Genomic DNA, 15,493 nt, shown 5'->3' on the forward strand with positions numbered 1-15,493 from the left:
GCAATGGCCTTAAGGTTTTTGGAGCCCATGACGGCACCGGCCCCGCCCCTTCCTGCCTGGCGGTTGTATTCGCAGCCGATGAGAGCAAAAAGAACCTTGTTTTCTCCTGCCTGGCCAATACCGGCAATCTTTATGGTGTCATCATTGAGTTCCTTTTTGATCAGGCGGTTGGCTTCCAGGGTATCTATTCCCCAAAGGTGACGGGCATCCCTTATTTCCACATGGTCATCGTTAATCCAGATAAAGACGGGTTTTTGTGCACAGCCTTTTATAATGATACCATCATATCCGGCATATTTGATTTCAGGAGCGAAGCTGCCTCCAAAATAGGAATCCAGGAAAATACCGGTCAAAGGAGATTTGGTGACAACACATCCCCGCATGGCCGGGGCCATGGTGCCGGTCAAGGGGCCAGTCATAAACATGAGAAGATTGTTTTTGTCTAAAGGGTCAGTGCCAGGGGGAACCTTGTCATAAAGAAGCTTTGCTCCAAATCCCTTTCCACCGATAAAATCTGTTTTAAAGGCATCAGGAACCGGAAAGGTTTCAAAAGATGAACAGGATAAATCAATCATCAGAAATTTGTTTGTGTAGGTTTCAGTCATTGATCTTTCCTCTATAAGCAAGTTCAAGGGCTCCTGTCGGGCAGGCCTCAACACACAGAGGTTTTCCCTGGCACAATTCACATTTAACGGCTTTTTTGGTGTCAGTATCCAGTTGAATCACCCCCATGGGGCAGTATTGGGTACACAGGCCGCAGCCGATACATTTATCCTGGTCAATGCAGACAATGCCGTCATCCCCGCGGAAAATAGCTTTGGAAGGGCAGACATTCATGCAATAGGCGTTTTCACACTGATTACAGAGCACTGGTATATGGTAGAGATTTTCATTTTTGGGAAGGATCAAAAGACGGGCCCGCCTGGGGTTATATCCTTTGACCAGGTCCATGCTGCATGCCAGCTGGCAGATGCTGCAGCCTGTACATTTGTCAAAGTTTGTGTGAATAAAGGCTTTGATGGCGTTCTCCCAGTAAAGTTATCTATTCTTAAAGTTGAAAATATCACATATTATGTACTATGTAAAGCGCTCAATTCTTTTTTTATTGCTTTTAAAAAAAAGCTATGATAGAATTTCCTTATTTGAATATAAGTTATTGAAATATTTTAATAAATATGCTATATTAGCATTCAAAAATGGATAAGAAAAGACACATAACCTCAAAAACCCTTGCACTTTTTTTAATGTTATGTACCGACACAGTCAAAATCAATTAGAATTCGAAAATTTTTGTTTGCCTTTTGGTGGTAAATTACGATCTGACAACCGATGGGTGAAATTGGCAAAATTTATTCCCTGGGGAGAATTTGAAATCAGTTATTCCAAATCTTTAAAAGGATCAGGATTTGGCCCCCCGGCAAAATCTGTTCGAGTGGCTCTTGGAGCACTGATCATAAAAGAACGGTTAAGAACCAGTGATGAAGAAACCGTCGAGCAGATCCGTGAAAATCCTTACTTGCAATATTTCTTAGGTTTCAAAGAATACAAAGATGAAGCACCGTTCCATCCGACAATGTTTGTACATTTCCGAAAGCGGATAAGCAAATCAATGGTTTTTAAAATAAATGAAGCCGTGAATAAAAAAGCAGTCTCCAAAACGCAAAAGGCTTCTGACGATGATTCAACGCCTCAAAACAAAGGTAAGCTTTTGGTTGATGCAACTTGTGCACCGGCAGATATAACCTTTCCAACTGATCTGAAGCTTTTGAATAAGGCCCGGGAAAAAAGTGAGCAAATTATAGATGTGCTGCATCTTCCTCACAAAGGGAAAATGAAAAAACCCCGCACATACCGAAAGAAAGCACGCAAAGACTTCTTATCCGTTGCAAAGAGTAAAAGGCTTTCCAAAAGCAAGCGCCGCAAATCGATCCGAAAACAAATTGGTTATGTTGCCAGGAACCTAAAAACAATCGACCTGTTATCCGAAAACAGTTCTCTTTCGCTTCTTGACAGACGTCAGTATAAGGATCTGCTTGTTATTAACGAGTTGCTTCGTCAACAAAAATGGATGCATGAGCAGCATGAAAACAGGATTAATGACCGCATAGTAAGCATTTCGCAGCCCCATGTCAGACCGATAAAACGAGGTAAAGCTAATGCTTCAACTGAATTTGGCGCCAAAATATCAGCCAGCCTTGTTGATGGGTATTGTTTTTTAGACCACCTCGATTGGAACAACTATAATGAGTCCGGTGATCTGGTGGGGCAGATTGAAGCATATAAAGAAAGGTTTGGCTTTTATCCATCATCTGTCCATGCAGATAGGATATACAGGAATCGAAACAATATAAAATATTGTAAGAAGCATGGCATCCGCTTGTCGGGGCCAAGGCTTGGCTGCCCACCAAAGCAGCTATCAAAGAAACGTGACCAGCAAAAACAATCCTGGCAGGACGAAATAGATCGAATCCCGATAGAAGGTAAGTTTGGTCAGGCAAAGCGTCGGTTTGGTCTATCGAGAATCATGAGCAAGATAGCTCAAACATCGGAAAAAGCGATTGCCATAATCTTTTTGGTTATGAACCTTGAGAAATGGCTGAAGGTTATGCCTTTTTATTTTTTTTGTTTCCTCAATTGGATACTTTGGGGTTTGTTTTATCCAACAAGAAAGCAAAACACATGTTATATAACCTCAGATCATTGCAGATAATTGATGACAAAATATAATTGTAAGCAAAATGACAGGGTGATTCTGATTTGTTCAGGAAGCTCTATGATAAAGCTTAGATAACATATCACATATTACATATTATGTGATACCAAAGCTTTGCTCAACTTACGAAAGGAACAGGCAAGATGCTCAAGGCGATCAATATTACCAAAAAGTTTGGAGCGCTGGCAGCTGTCGACGACCTGAGTTTTGAAGTGGAAGAGGGGCAGGTATTCGGAATAGCCGGTCCAAACGGTGCGGGTAAATCAACCTTATACAACCTCATAACAGGATTTTATAAATATGAAGGTAAAATAGAATTTGACGGTCAGAATATAACCGGACTTCCCACACACAAAATCGCTCGCCTTGGAATTTCAAGAACGTTTCAGATTCCTCAGATTTTTGAAAGCCTGACTGTGGAAGAAAGTGTGAATCTGGGCGGTCGCTTCGGCAGTTCAGGCAAATACGACTCTGGCTATTGTGATGAGATGATCTCTTTTGCCAGCCTGGAACAAGAGCGCAGCGATAAAACCGATCTATTGAACCTGCTGGGCAAAAAAAGACTGATGATTGCCGCTGCCATGGCCACAAAGCCAAAAATACTGATGGTGGATGAGCCCATGGCAGGGCTTAACGCTCTAGAGATTAAGCAAATGACAAATCTCATAAAAAAAATCAATCAAGATCTTAACATCACCGTCATCATCATCGAACATTTTATGAAGGTTTTAACAGAGCTTGCCAATCCTATCCTGGTTATAGAAAACGGGAGCGAGATCTGTACCGGGACTCCTGAAGAAATAACCTCCAATCCCGAAGTTATTGCGTGCTACCTGGGAGATACACATGATGCTTAGTATTGAAAACCTGAACGCCTATTACGGACAGGCCCACGTACTCAAGGATGTGTCCATTAATGTTAACAAAGGGGAAGTGGTGGTGATGCTGGGGCCTAATGGTCATGGCAAAAGCACTTTGCTGAAAAGCCTTTGCGGCATGGTGGATTCCAAGAAGGGCAGGATCTCTTACAAGGATCAGGATATTATTAAATTCTCCTCTGAGAAGATCGTCAATATGGGAATTACATATATTGCCGAAAACCGCGAACTGTTTCCCTATATGTCGGTCATGGAAAACCTTAAGCTGGGGGCGTATTCAAAAAACGCACGCAAATATGAAAAGGAAAACCTGGAAAAAGTCTTTTCTTTGTTTCCTCGATTGGCCGAAAGAAAGAAACAATATGCTTCCACCATGAGCGGTGGTGAAGCCAAAATGCTGGCTATCGCCCGGGGATTGATGTCAAACGCGGATTTTTTAGCCATTGATGAGCCTGCTTTGGGCTTGCAGCCAAACCTGAGGGTGGAGGTGGCCCGGATCATTAAGGAGATTAACAGGCAGGGGAAAACAATTCTGGTGGTAGAGCAGAACATCCCCCAGATAACCGATCTGGCTGACAAGCTCTATGTTTTGGAAGAGGGGCATATAACGTTTGAGGGTAGCAAAGACGATGCCCTGAGCAACGAAAATCTAAAGGAAATTTTTCTGGGAATGTGACAGGGCCTAAGGAAACAAAATTGGGGGAGAGGACAATAGATGTTTATAGAGATTATTGAAGTGATTATCAGCGGGCTGTTGAACGGGTCGGTTTATGCACTTATGGCCATTGGTCTCGCACTTGTCTACGGTGTAACAAAAGCCTTTAATTTTGCATATGGGTCTTTTTACACCATGGGCGGTTATTTTGCCTGGACGCTTCTGGTTTCTTTAGGGATAAAAGGCGGGTATTATACGGTTTTCCTTACCGCTATTCCCTTTCTCTTTGTTGTGGGATATTTCTTAGAAAAAATCTTGATATCTCCATTGCGAAAACGGTCCGACTGGCAGATGAAGGCCATGATGTTAACCCTGGGGTTATCTCTCTTTCTGGATATCGGATATATCTCCGTGTTTGGTCCGCGGCTCAAATCACTGCCCGATATCGTGGAAGGTACCCTTACCATTGGCCCGTTTGTATTTATGAACCAGGACGTTGTTATCTTCATATTATCCATCACAGGCTTACTTTTCTTTGCTTGGGTTTTAAACAATACCCGTGTTGGGATGGCCGTACAGGCAGTTGCTCAAAACCCCATCGGTGCTCAGATTGTCGGCATTCCAAAGGACCGTGTTTTTGCCGCCACCTTTGCCATCTCAACAATCATGGTGGGTATTGGCGGGATTTTACTGAGCCAGAAAAATTTTGTTAATCCACAGGCCAGCACAGGCATTATGATCAAGGCCTGGGTTATTACCGCTTTTGGCGGTATGGGGTCTATCAAGGGCAGTCTTTATGCGGCTCTTATTATCGGAATGCTGGAGGCTTTCGTTGGTTATTATCTGGGAATGATACACATTGAGATCGCTGTTTTAACACTGCTTTTAATAACCCTGGCATTTCGTCCCCAGGGTCTGATGGGAAGAGAATAAGATTATGAATGCTAAAAGTATGGTCACAATTCTTGCGGTTACGTATGGTTTCCTTGGTATCCTGCCTTTGTTCCTGGGCGACAGCTCAATTTATATGAGGATTTTGACCATGATTTTGATATGGTCTGTTGTCGCTTCATGCTGGGATCTCATCATGGGGTATGCCGGCATATTTTCTTTTGGTCAGGTGGCTTTCTATGTGATCGGCGCTTATTCATCTGCCATACTTTCAGTATCATTGAACGTGACGCCTATTGTGTCCATATTCATGGCCGGAACAATTACCGCTATTATCGGTGTCATTATAGGGTTGCCCTGCCTTAAACTCGCAGGACCCTACATTGCTCTGGTTACATTCGCATTTCAACTGGCTTTGGAGCCTTTTCTTAAAGGTCCCCTTGGAAAAGCCATTGGTTCAGGAGGATCACGGGGCATTATCAGTGTTCCCCCGATTCATATTTTCGGCATGGATTTTTCTTCCTCTGAGCTGGTGCCGTACTTCTATCTTACGCTTGTTCTGACCCTTATTTGCAGTGCTGTTATTGTGGTGATCTTAAAATCCCACTGGGGCACGGCTTTTTTAGCCTTAAAGGATTCTGAAGATTTTGCCGCAAGTCTGGGTGTCAGCGCCTTTAAATACAAACTCCTGGTGTTTGCCGTTACCTCTTTTATCACGGGTTTGTTTGGTGCCCTTTACGTACACTATGTCGGCATATTATCGACGCGGATGCTGAGTATGGAAGTATTTACCGTTCTGCTGATCATGATTGTAGTGGGGGGTATCGGCCAATATCCGGGTGTTGTCCTGGGTGCGGTGGTCACGGTCACCATGAACGAGCTTCTCAGGCCCATGGGTATTTACCGCCTCCTGATCATGGGCGGAATGGTGGTTGTCATTGTATTACTGCTGCCGGATGGTGTCACCGGTTTGATTCGAAAATTCTCTGTCTTCAGAATGACAAAAAAAAGAACAGAACAATTGAAACACAGGAATGAAACACACGAATCAAGCCCTTAAGGACGTTATGAAATTTTTTGTCAGAATTTTTAACTTATAAAATGGAAGGATTAAAATGAAAAAGATTGGTTTGATGTTAATGGTTATTGTAACCTGCATGGTATTGGGATCATGGGCAATTGCCGCAGATACCGTTAAGGTGGGGTGTGCGTTCTCTTTGACCGGAGATTATGCCGGTTCCGGAGATAATTATTTTAAAGGTGTTGAGATGGCGGTGGATGAGCTCAATGCAGCAGGTGGTTTGTTAGGCAGACAGCTTGAGATTGTTATGTTTGACAATCAGGATTTTGCACCCGAAGTGGTTATGCAGGGTGCTGATTATCTGATGGCCCAAAAGAAAGTTGCAGTTGTGGTTGCGGGTTGGGCCGGTGCTGGAGCGGACGTCAGGGCGTATGGAAAATACGATGTGCCCTTTTTTATTGATGATGGCTCCCAGGCATCGGTTGATGTGTTCAAAGAAGATCCGGGGAAATATTATAATACTTACTTTATGACCGATGTCGCAGCGGATCAGGGGGGCAGTGTGTTTAACGCATTGCAGAAATTACCCTATGATTATCCCAATAAAAAGGTCGTGCTCATCAATACGGATGACGCCTGGGGAGAGGAAATCGGGGAAGTTATGGCCAAACGGTTTAAAGAGATCGGCTGGGAAGTAGCGCTTCATGAGATCGTTCCTTATGGTACCAATGAGTGGGGACCTATATTAACCAAAATACGAAGGATCAAACCCGCGGTTATCCACTTTGAAATAGCAGCCTCACAGGAACCCATTACGTTTGTCCGCCAATTTCTCAAGAAACCGACCCATACAATTATCAGTCTGGGCTGGAGTATTACCCCCCTTGAGGTAGTAGGGACCCTGGGCAAGAAAGCCGATGGTGTTCTGGGTCAGATGCCCGCAGGTGTACCGACACCTGTAGCACCCACTGCCGAAGCACAGGCATGGCTGGACAAGTACGAAAAACGGTACAAGCATAGTCTTGGGGTTGGCTCCTTTATAACATATACGAGTTTTATGGCCTGGGCCGAGGCTGTTAAAGTTGCAGGTGATCCCTATGATTTTAAAGCGGTGAACAAGCATCTAAAGGAAGTCCCATACAAGGGATTAATGGGTAATATAAGCTGGGGTGAAAATAATACCCTGCATGCACAGCCCGGTGCTCCCATAGTTCACTACCAGGTACAGAACGGTGAGCTGGTAACCCTGTTTGCCGATCCACCACTGACACCTTACAAGGATAGTAAGTTTATTAAACCGCGGTGGATTAAGTAGCGGCAATAATATTACAGCAAAATTTCGCCTCGGATCAATGACTTGAGGCGAAGTTTTTTGGAAACCTCTCTTAGCTCCTTGACTGACTCTGTCAGTCAGGGAGTTTTTTTGAGATTTATTTGATTGATGGTTTTAACATACCTTGATAAAGAAAGGGGGACCATGGCAGGCCCGAGATTATTCTTTGAGAGAAAATGCCAGATATGGGGGTGGATACTTTTTATTGCATCGGCTCTTTTATACGGGGCGGCCAGCATTAGAGCCGGTGATCTGCTTGGTATTCTGGGCAGTCTGTTTTTTCTGGTTGCCTGCTTTGTTTTTCTTATTCCCTTTATATTTCCGGTGCGGCCTGACTAAAGGCAGTACTTTCAATCGATTATGAACAATAAGATGAAAATGGATCAAAACATAAAAACCGGGCGCGTATACATTATTGGTGCCGCACTTTTAGCACTTTTTCTGGGGGCCATGGATGCCCTTGTCATGTCTGCGGCAATGCCGACCATTATAACCGAACTTGGCGGTCTTCATCTTTATGCATGGGTCTATTCGGCTTATTTTCTTGCAAGGGCGGTTTCTCTGCCGGTATTTGGGAAGCTGAGTGATCTGTTGGATATCAAAAAGCTGTTTTTATTTTCCATAGGGCTTTTTGTTTTAAGCAGCGTGGCAGCAGGTGCATCCCCATCCATGGCGTTTCTTATTGCAGCCCGTGTATTCCAGGGGATCGGGGCAGGTGGAATTTTTGCACTCGTCTATGTGGTGCTTTCAGATGTCTCCCTGTCCGGGCAGAGGGCAAAGACCCTGTCTTTTGCAAGTTCGATCTGGGGGATTTCAAGTGTGATAGGGCCTACCCTGGGCGGGTTTATTGTTACCTATTTTTCATGGAGATGGATTTTTTATATCAATGTGCCCCTGGGGATTCTCTCATTTGTCGGGATCAGTATTTATTTAAAGGAATTCAGGGGAAAAAGGAAAACAGTCTTTCTGGATATTGCAGGGGTAATCTTTTTATCCGGATTTATTCTTTCCCTGTTAACCATATTTATTGCCGGCGGAAGGGAGTTTGAATGGAATTCCCGGCCGATTATGATTTTATTTTTTGTAACCCTTGTTTTTGCAGCAGGATTTTATCTGGCGGAAAAGCGGGCAGAAGATCCGATTCTTGATCTTAGGTTTTTTAAGCATAAGGGATTTGCCTATGGTAATCTGGCGGCTTTTTTCAGCAGCTTATCCATTTTTTCCCTGTTTGCATATGCGCCGCTCTTCCTCCAGGGGGCATTGGAACAGACCCCTATGCAGGTGGGGTGGGCCATGCTGGCTGGTCTCTGGGGTCTCTTGTGCTGGGCAGAATCATGGGCAGAATCGATGCAAAACCAGCCGCTCTGGCCGATGGTTTGATGATGGTGACCGGCAGTGCCATGACCCTTGGATTTAGTCTGACAACCACCATGGTTCAAAGTTTTATTGTATTCCAGGTGGTGGGGCTTGGCATGGGATTTATTACCCTCGCGACCTTGATCCTGGTCCAGGAAAGCCTGCCAGAAAAAGATTTGGGTGTGGCAACTTCTTTTCACCAGTTTTCCCGGACGTTTGGTGGAACCATCGGCGTTGGGATTTGCGGAGGTCTTGCAACCTCAGGTCTCTTAAACCGCCTGGAAGAGACATCAAGGTTATTGAATCCGCAACTTTTGGCCCGGCTTCGTGAGAGCGTGGAGAGTCTGTTTAAACCTGAATTTGCAGCCATGCTGACCCAGAGTGCAAGGGAAATTCTTCAGGAAGCTGTCCTAAAAGGAGTCTCATCCATTTTTTGGGTCGGTTGTATATCCTCCATACTGGGTTTTTTATGTTGCATTCTGCTTCCTGGCGGATTTGGACAGAAAAATAAAAGATCTCCTGAAGTATGAATAACAACAGAGGATCGTCGATTATTCTTTAAAATTCTCAGGAATACGGCATACCGGTACGGGGTCCATTTTATGCTTATTAGTGGTATGAAATTTTTCATAGATGGCAAGAATTTTTTCTTGCCGCGCACTCAAGGGTTCCTTTTGGGGAGACTCCAGATACTGCATCGCCCATTCCAACTCTGCATAGGTGGCACCGATCTGGCTTTCGTCTGTTCTATTATCTTCCCAAAGGCCATCTGTTGGGGGTGCTGTCAGAACATCTTTAATGATTTTTAAGTTTTTACCCAGGGCATAAACTTGAGTTTTCATGAGATCTGCAATAGGGGACAGGTCCACACCGCCATCCCCATACTTGGTATAAAACCCCACACCAAAGTCTTCAACTTTATTGCCCGTTCCTACAACCAGCATTTTATGGTTGGAAGCAAAAGCATACAAGGCGAGCATGCGAAGTCTTGCCCGAGTGTTGGCCATTGTCATGCCGTCTTGAATATGATCGGGAAGGCTTTTTTTAATTTGATCAAAAACAGGCGAAAGCTCCACATCAATGCCATTGACATTATCAAAGTTTTTTTCAAGCCATGCAATATGGGCCGAAGATCTGGACATCTGGTCTTTTGCCTGGTGGATGGGCATGTTAAGCGCCAGAACAGGGTTGCCGGTTTCGGCACATAAAGTCGATGTAACAGCAGAATCAATGCCCCCTGAAACACCAATGACAAATCCTGTTAAACCTGAGTTGTCAAGATATGTATCAAGCCATTGGACAATATGATCAATTACTTTTTTTGTTTTCATAAATAGCGTTCCTGTTCTTTTATTATTGTCTGCAACAACACCTTATGTTTATCGATGATATTAAGAACCCGGGCTATTTTTGTCAATTATTCCATGTTGTCTGGTATATTCGTATAAAATAATTGAGGCTGCCACGCTCACATTCAGGCTTTGGGATTTTCCAAACTGGGGAATGGTCAGGTGCTTGATATGGGGGAACAAGTCCGGTTCAAAGCTGATTCCGAATTCCTCATGCCCGAAGATAAAGGCACTTTTTAGGGGCAGCGCTGTTCCTGTGATGGGCTTACCTTTGCCGGGTTCCAGGATAAACGGCATATAGCCTTTGTTGATCAGGTTTGTATAACAGGAATAAAAGTTGCGGTGAAATACGGCTGGAACCCATTTAAAGGCCCCCATGCCCGGGGCCGGATCAAAAAAATCAATACCGACCAGGTGGATTTCACGGATCCCGAAGGCATCGGCACTTCTAAAGATTTTTCCGATATTATAGGTTGGCTTTAAATGATCCAATACGATTACACATTCATGGATGCCGGGTTTGGCAAGATAGTTTTTATTCCTTTGTCTTCTGAACCGTCGTTTGGCCATATCTCTTTCGGCCTTCATCATCTGCCTGACTTTATGAGGTCCTCCCATACGATTTTTCGACCCTTTTATATCATTTGTTTTCTGGCACATGATATACACTGACGGCCAACAAATTACAATGAATGCCGGCTTTTATTGAATACGATTATTATGACTCTGCTGGGCCTACTGAACCAGTTACCATTATTGGGGAGGCGTCAATATTTTCTGCAGACATCATAGAGACAACACGTTCAAAAGAACTTTCAATCATTAATTGCTCCCAGCGCTCCAGTTTGGAGAATCGATCTGTGAACTGTTCTTGGAGAAGCGGAGGCACTGTATTCAGTATTATTTTTCCTTTTTCCGCAAGAGCTATATTAGTTTTGCGTTTATCATACAGACTTTTTTCCCTTGTAATATACCCCTTTTTTTCAAGGCGTTTTGTGATATCCGTCACTGTGGCCTGGCTTAAGCTGACTTTTTTTGAAAGCTGTGTCACAGAGATTTGATCATCTATGGATATTGACCGCAGGATAATAAGCTGAGGCCCGGTCAAACCAAATTTTTTTTTCAGTCTTATTGAATGCTGGTCTATGGCTTGGATAATTTTTCGCAGGGCTATTAAAAAATTTCTGCATTGGTCGTCATTTGTATTCTTCATCGAAAGCCCTTTTTTATATCATCAAATTTAAGGGTATTTACTATATTAAAATAAACACTAAAAACATAGAACACTATGGTTTTTAATCTCTCAAAATATAATATCTTATATATGTATGTCAATTAAAATAAAGGATTGGCATAAAAGACGCATTTGACAAATTAGTTAGAGTTCGATATGTTTTTATGGAAAATAGCAATAATGATGAAGAGAGATTCATTTATGAAAAGTGTTTTAATTCTAATTCTCAAACGCTGGGGCGCAAGCCTGATCACAATATTTATTATCTCGGTTATTATTTTTATTGGTGTGGAATTGCTGCCAGGGGACGTGGCACAGACCGTTCTGGGGCAATCTGCCACACCTGAGACTGTAGAGGCATTTCGAAAAGAACTCAAACTCGATTTGCCCCCGCATATCCGATATGGTACATGGCTGAATGATTTTGTTCATGGTAATTTTGGTAATTCCCTTGCCAATGGCAGGCCTGTTTCCGAATTAATCGGCTGGCGGTTTGCCAACACCTTATTTTTAGCCCTGTCCACTGCCATGATTGCAATTCCTCTGGCAGTTCTTTTAGGCATGCTTGCGGCATTTTATCGGAACACCTTGTTTGACAAGCTGATATCAGGAACCACCCTTTCGTTTATCTCTTTTCCGGAATTTTTTGTAGCCTATATTCTGATCAGTCTTTTGTCTGTAAAATTCAATATTTTCCCCAGTCTGGCAATCATTGACAAAGACATGGGGTTTTTCAGCAAAATATATGCAATCTTGCTGCCTTCTCTGACACTCACCTGTGTGGTGACGGCACACATGATGCGGCAGACAAGGGCAGCCATTATCAATGTGCTGGCCAGTGCCTATATTGAAATGGCCGAAATAAAAGGGATAAAGCGATTGAGAATAATTGTCCATCATGCATTTCCCAATTCTTTGTCACCGGTGATCAATGTGATTGCCATCAATCTGGCATATCTTATTGTGGGTGTTGTTATTGTAGAAGTGGTGTTTGTATATCCGGGACTGGGGCAATTATTGGTTGATTCAGTCGCCAAGAGGGATCTTCCTGTAGTACAGGCTTCAGGATTGATTTTTTCCATTGCTTATATTTTTCTAAATCTCTTGGCTGATATCCTGTCCATGCTTTCTAACCCGAAACTGAGACAAACTCAAATTTAAAGGGAGCTCCTTTGTGCTGAAACTATTAAGACAATCCCCTCTCTCCGCTCGAATTGGTATGGGCATCGTTCTTTTAAATTGTCTGGTAGCTGTTTTTGCACCCTTGATCGTCCCTTATGGAGAAACCAGTGTGGTCGGGGATGTCTGGGAAAGTTCTTCTGTCAAATTTTATTTAGGAACGGACCATCTTGGAAGAGATCTTTTCACCCGAATGGTTTACGGTGGAAGAAATACAATCGCCCTTGCATTTATCACAACAGCACTTTCATTTCTGGCCGGGTCGTTTCTAGGCTTTATTGCTGCTGTTAAAGGCGCCTGGACTGACCAGCTAATAAGCCGGGCTATTGATATCATCATGGCATTTCCAACGTTAATTTTTGCTTTGATGATTTTATCCGTTGTTGGTTCATCTATCCCCACCTTGATTTTTACCATAGCCCTTCTGGACTCCACTCGGGTTTACCGTCTTTCCAGGGCCGTTGCCATGGATATTGAGGTAATGGAATTTGTAGAAGCAGCCAGATTGAGAGGAGAGGGGATTTGGTGGATCATGCGACATGAAATTCTGCCCAATGCCATGCCGCCGCTTGTGGCGGAATTTGGTTTGAGGTTCTGTTTTGTATTTCTTTTTATCGCTTCTTTAAGTTTTCTTGGATTGGGCCTGCAGCCTCCTCTGGCAGACTGGGGAGGAATGGTCAAAGAAAATGCAGGGGCCATTACATTCGGCATTTATATCCCTTTAATTCCGGCCGGGGCCATTGCATTTTTAACAGTGGGCGTCAATTTAATTGTTGACTGGTTTTTACATTTATCAAGCGGCCTGCATGAATAGAAAAGGAAGATAGCATGAACAATTTGCTCGAAATAAAAAATCTGTACATTGAAGGTTTTTATGAAGAACGATGGCATCCCATTGTCCGTGATATCAGTCTTGATCTGAAAAGAGGAGAAGTCCTTGGACTTATCGGTGAATCCGGTGCCGGTAAATCCACAATCGGGTTGGCTGCCATGGGATATGCACGCCAGGGGTGCCGGCTTACATCAGGATCTATCAATCTTGAAGGGATAGAATTATTTGATGCGACTGAGGAGGATTTGAGACTGGTCAGGGGATCCAAGATTGCCTATGTGGCCCAGAGCGCGGCTGCTTCCTTTAACCCGTCACATCGTGTCATAAAGCAGTATGCAGAAGCACCTGTCCACCATGGGCTGATGAACTATAAAGAGGCTGAAAAAGAGGGCATAGAAATCTATCGGCGTCTTTTTTTACCTACGCCTGAAAAAATTGGATACCGGTATCCCCATGAACTTTCAGGTGGTCAGCTCCAGAGAGCTATGGTGGCCATGGCCATGTCCTGCAAACCGGATATCATTGTGTTTGACGAACCCACAACTGCCCTGGATGTCACCACCCAGATTGAAGTTCTGGCTGCTGTTAAGGAAATCACGGAAAAAATGAATAAAGCCGCCCTGTATATTACCCATGACCTGGCGGTTGTAGCCCAGGTAGCCCACCGGATTATGGTGTTACGGAACGGCCGGCTTGTTGAAGAGGGTGAAACCAGGGCATTGATTAAAAAACCCAAAGAAAAATATACCAGGGAGTTGTTAAATGTCAGAGCGTTAAGGGAAGAAAAAAGTATTACAGATAGAATGGATGTGATCCTGGATATCAAGGATGTGGCGGCAACCTATACTGGGGTTGAGACTGTTCTTGAGGATATCGATCTGATCCTCAGAAGAGGCAGAACGGTTGCACTGGTCGGAGAATCCGGCAGCGGGAAAAGCACCCTGGCAAAGGTAATTACAGGCCTTCTTCCTGCTATTCATGGATCCATAACCTTTCTTGGAAAAGAACTTCCCAGTGAATTGAAAAAGAGAAAAAAAGAAGATTTAAGAAAAATGCAGATGATCTATCAGATGCCGGATACAGCATTAAACCCAAAACAGACTGTCAGAAAGGTGATTGGCAGGCCCCTCCAGTTTTATTTTGGCATACGGGGGCAAAAGGCAGAAGATCGAATAAAGGATTTATTAAGGAAAATCGAACTTGATCCGGATATTTATATTGACCGCCTGACCACAGAGCTTTCCGGCGGGGAAAAACAGCGGATCTGTATTGCCAGAGCCCTGGCAGCAGAACCGGACCTGATCATCTGCGATGAAGTCACGTCAGCTTTGGATCAGCTTGTGGCAGAAGGCATACTGGATCTTTTGCAGGATTTGCAAAATAAAACAAACATGTCTTACCTGTTTATCACCCATGATCTTGCAACGGTAAAAGCTATTGCAGACAAGATTGTGATCATGCTGGAAGGAAAAATTATCGAGCAGGGCGAAAAAAAGGAAATTCTGGCTCCCCCCCATCACGAATATACGGACAAGCTTCTGGCATCTGTACCTGAAATGGACCCGGACTGGCTGGACAACCTTCTGGATGAGCGGGCCTCAACTTTTATCTGATTCAATAATTCAATAATTTTTAACAAGGAGGAGAGAATATGACTGATTTATCATTTTTAACACAGATGTTTAACCAGAAAAAAATTACCCGCAGGCAGTTTATCAGGGGTGTCTCTGCCCTTGGGCTTGCTGCAGCCGTATCACCAGCCCTTTTCCCGGGTAATGCCATGGCAGCAACTCCCCAAAAAGGAGGACGTTTTATAATGGGCTGCACTGGTGGGTCAACCACTGATTCCATGGATCCTGGAACATTGACTTCCAACATGAACCAGAATCTCAACTGGCAGATAAGAAACAATCTTGTAGAAATCGACCACAATTTTAATGTCATCCCTGAACTGGCTGAGTCCTGGGGTGCGACTCCAGACGCAAAAAAGTGGACTTTTAAGCTGCGCAAAAGCATAGAATTTCACAATGGCAAAACCATGACTGCAGAGGA

At 43.8% G+C, this 15,493-nt stretch carries 16 protein-coding genes and 1 pseudogene; 12 read left to right on the forward strand and 5 right to left on the reverse strand.

Annotated elements, in window-relative coordinates:
* On the reverse strand, window positions 1–605 hold a 605-nt coding region (locus QAI40_RS13600; RefSeq protein ID WP_304511689.1), incomplete at its 3' end, for an aldehyde ferredoxin oxidoreductase N-terminal domain-containing protein.
* Window positions 598–1,020, reverse strand: a complete 423-nt coding sequence (locus tag QAI40_RS13605; RefSeq protein WP_304511692.1) for a 4Fe-4S dicluster domain-containing protein — start codon at window positions 1,018–1,020, stop codon at window positions 598–600. The genes QAI40_RS13605 and QAI40_RS13600, both read right to left, overlap by 8 nt.
* Before the next feature lie 229 nt (window positions 1,021–1,249).
* Here QAI40_RS13605 and QAI40_RS13610 point away from each other — a divergent pair, with 229 nt between their 5' ends.
* The 8 genes and pseudogenes from QAI40_RS13610 (at window position 1,250) to QAI40_RS17125 (ending at window position 9,377) form a co-directional block, all read left to right on the forward strand.
* Complete coding sequence (locus QAI40_RS13610; RefSeq protein ID WP_299977821.1) at window positions 1,250–2,710, forward strand: IS5 family transposase; 1,461 nt, start codon at window positions 1,250–1,252, stop codon at window positions 2,708–2,710.
* A gap of 146 nt (window positions 2,711–2,856) precedes the next feature.
* Window positions 2,857–3,570 carry an ABC transporter ATP-binding protein gene (locus QAI40_RS13615; protein ID WP_299977818.1) on the forward strand — a complete coding sequence of 238 codons (714 nt, stop codon included), beginning with the start codon at window positions 2,857–2,859 and terminating at the stop codon, window positions 3,568–3,570.
* Window positions 3,560–4,267, forward strand: coding sequence for an ABC transporter ATP-binding protein (locus QAI40_RS13620; protein ID WP_299977815.1), 708 nt, complete (start codon window positions 3,560–3,562; stop codon window positions 4,265–4,267). The genes QAI40_RS13615 and QAI40_RS13620 overlap by 11 nt, the downstream gene beginning before the upstream one ends.
* Window positions 4,268–4,306: 39 nt before the next feature.
* Window positions 4,307–5,179 (forward strand): branched-chain amino acid ABC transporter permease, encoded by an 873-nt coding sequence (locus QAI40_RS13625; protein WP_299977812.1) that lies wholly within the window; start codon window positions 4,307–4,309, stop codon window positions 5,177–5,179.
* Window positions 5,180–5,183: 4 nt separating this feature from the next.
* Window positions 5,184–6,197, forward strand: coding sequence for a branched-chain amino acid ABC transporter permease (locus QAI40_RS13630; protein WP_299977809.1), 1,014 nt, complete (start codon window positions 5,184–5,186; stop codon window positions 6,195–6,197).
* A 55-nt stretch (window positions 6,198–6,252) separates the two neighbouring features.
* On the forward strand, window positions 6,253–7,473 hold the full coding sequence (locus QAI40_RS13635; protein ID WP_299977806.1) for an ABC transporter substrate-binding protein: 1,221 nt from the start codon (window positions 6,253–6,255) through the stop codon (window positions 7,471–7,473).
* A gap of 162 nt (window positions 7,474–7,635) precedes the next feature.
* Entirely contained in the window at window positions 7,636–7,830 is a 195-nt protein-coding gene (locus QAI40_RS13640) for a hypothetical protein (protein WP_299977803.1), read from the forward strand.
* Window positions 7,831–7,968: 138 nt separating this feature from the next.
* Window positions 7,969–9,377, forward strand: a pseudogene (locus QAI40_RS17125) (MFS transporter).
* A gap of 21 nt (window positions 9,378–9,398) precedes the next feature.
* Here the strand turns inward: QAI40_RS17125 and nadE are convergent.
* From nadE to QAI40_RS13665, 3 genes are read right to left on the reverse strand one after another with little or no spacing between them, the layout of a single operon-like run.
* Window positions 9,399–10,178 carry an NAD(+) synthase gene (gene nadE / locus QAI40_RS13655; RefSeq protein ID WP_299977794.1) on the reverse strand — a complete coding sequence of 260 codons (780 nt, stop codon included), beginning with the start codon at window positions 10,176–10,178 and terminating at the stop codon, window positions 9,399–9,401.
* Window positions 10,179–10,238: 60 nt separating this feature from the next.
* Window positions 10,239–10,856: a TrmH family RNA methyltransferase gene (locus tag QAI40_RS13660; RefSeq protein ID WP_299977791.1), complete on the reverse strand. Its 618-nt coding sequence runs from the start codon at window positions 10,854–10,856 to the stop codon at window positions 10,239–10,241.
* 58 nt (window positions 10,857–10,914) lie between these two features.
* Window positions 10,915–11,409: a MarR family winged helix-turn-helix transcriptional regulator gene (locus QAI40_RS13665; protein WP_299977788.1), complete on the reverse strand. Its 495-nt coding sequence runs from the start codon at window positions 11,407–11,409 to the stop codon at window positions 10,915–10,917.
* Window positions 11,410–11,631: 222 nt separating this feature from the next.
* On the opposite strand from QAI40_RS13665, the gene QAI40_RS13670 reads away from it, so the two are divergent.
* The 4 genes from QAI40_RS13670 to QAI40_RS13685 form a co-directional block, all read left to right on the forward strand.
* Window positions 11,632–12,591: an ABC transporter permease gene (locus QAI40_RS13670; protein ID WP_299977785.1), complete on the forward strand. Its 960-nt coding sequence runs from the start codon at window positions 11,632–11,634 to the stop codon at window positions 12,589–12,591.
* A gap of 13 nt (window positions 12,592–12,604) precedes the next feature.
* Entirely contained in the window at window positions 12,605–13,423 is an 819-nt protein-coding gene (locus QAI40_RS13675) for an ABC transporter permease (protein ID WP_304511690.1), read from the forward strand.
* Between the two features lie 14 nt (window positions 13,424–13,437).
* On the forward strand, window positions 13,438–15,054 hold the full coding sequence (locus QAI40_RS13680; protein WP_299977777.1) for an ABC transporter ATP-binding protein: 1,617 nt from the start codon (window positions 13,438–13,440) through the stop codon (window positions 15,052–15,054).
* Between the two features lie 38 nt (window positions 15,055–15,092).
* On the forward strand, window positions 15,093–15,493 hold a 401-nt coding region (locus QAI40_RS13685), incomplete at its 3' end, for an ABC transporter substrate-binding protein (RefSeq protein WP_304511691.1).

Origin of the sequence: Desulfobacula sp., assembly GCF_030611305.1 — a bacterium.
Lineage (GTDB): Bacteria > Desulfobacterota > Desulfobacteria > Desulfobacterales > Desulfobacteraceae > Desulfobacula.

What these genes read in the sequence shown, in the direction of transcription:
- QAI40_RS13635 (WP_299977806.1), top strand. Translation starts at nt 6,253, where the DNA reads ATGAAAAAGATTGGTTTGATGTTAATGGTTATTGTAACCTGCATGGTA.
- QAI40_RS13615 (WP_299977818.1), top strand. Translation starts at nt 2,857, where the DNA reads ATGCTCAAGGCGATCAATATTACCAAAAAGTTTGGAGCGCTGGCAGCT.
- QAI40_RS13680 (WP_299977777.1), top strand. Translation starts at nt 13,438, where the DNA reads ATGAACAATTTGCTCGAAATAAAAAATCTGTACATTGAAGGTTTTTAT.
- nadE (WP_299977794.1), bottom strand. Translation starts at nt 10,178, where the DNA reads ATGAAAACAAAAAAAGTAATTGATCATATTGTCCAATGGCTTGATACA.
- QAI40_RS13665 (WP_299977788.1), bottom strand. Translation starts at nt 11,409, where the DNA reads ATGAAGAATACAAATGACGACCAATGCAGAAATTTTTTAATAGCCCTG.
- QAI40_RS13660 (WP_299977791.1), bottom strand. Translation starts at nt 10,856, where the DNA reads ATGTGCCAGAAAACAAATGATATAAAAGGGTCGAAAAATCGTATGGGA.
- QAI40_RS13610 (WP_299977821.1), top strand. Translation starts at nt 1,250, where the DNA reads ATGTACCGACACAGTCAAAATCAATTAGAATTCGAAAATTTTTGTTTG.
- QAI40_RS13630 (WP_299977809.1), top strand. Translation starts at nt 5,184, where the DNA reads ATGAATGCTAAAAGTATGGTCACAATTCTTGCGGTTACGTATGGTTTC.
- QAI40_RS13640 (WP_299977803.1), top strand. Translation starts at nt 7,636, where the DNA reads ATGGCAGGCCCGAGATTATTCTTTGAGAGAAAATGCCAGATATGGGGG.
- QAI40_RS13620 (WP_299977815.1), top strand. Translation starts at nt 3,560, where the DNA reads ATGATGCTTAGTATTGAAAACCTGAACGCCTATTACGGACAGGCCCAC.
- QAI40_RS13625 (WP_299977812.1), top strand. Translation starts at nt 4,307, where the DNA reads ATGTTTATAGAGATTATTGAAGTGATTATCAGCGGGCTGTTGAACGGG.
- QAI40_RS13670 (WP_299977785.1), top strand. Translation starts at nt 11,632, where the DNA reads ATGAAAAGTGTTTTAATTCTAATTCTCAAACGCTGGGGCGCAAGCCTG.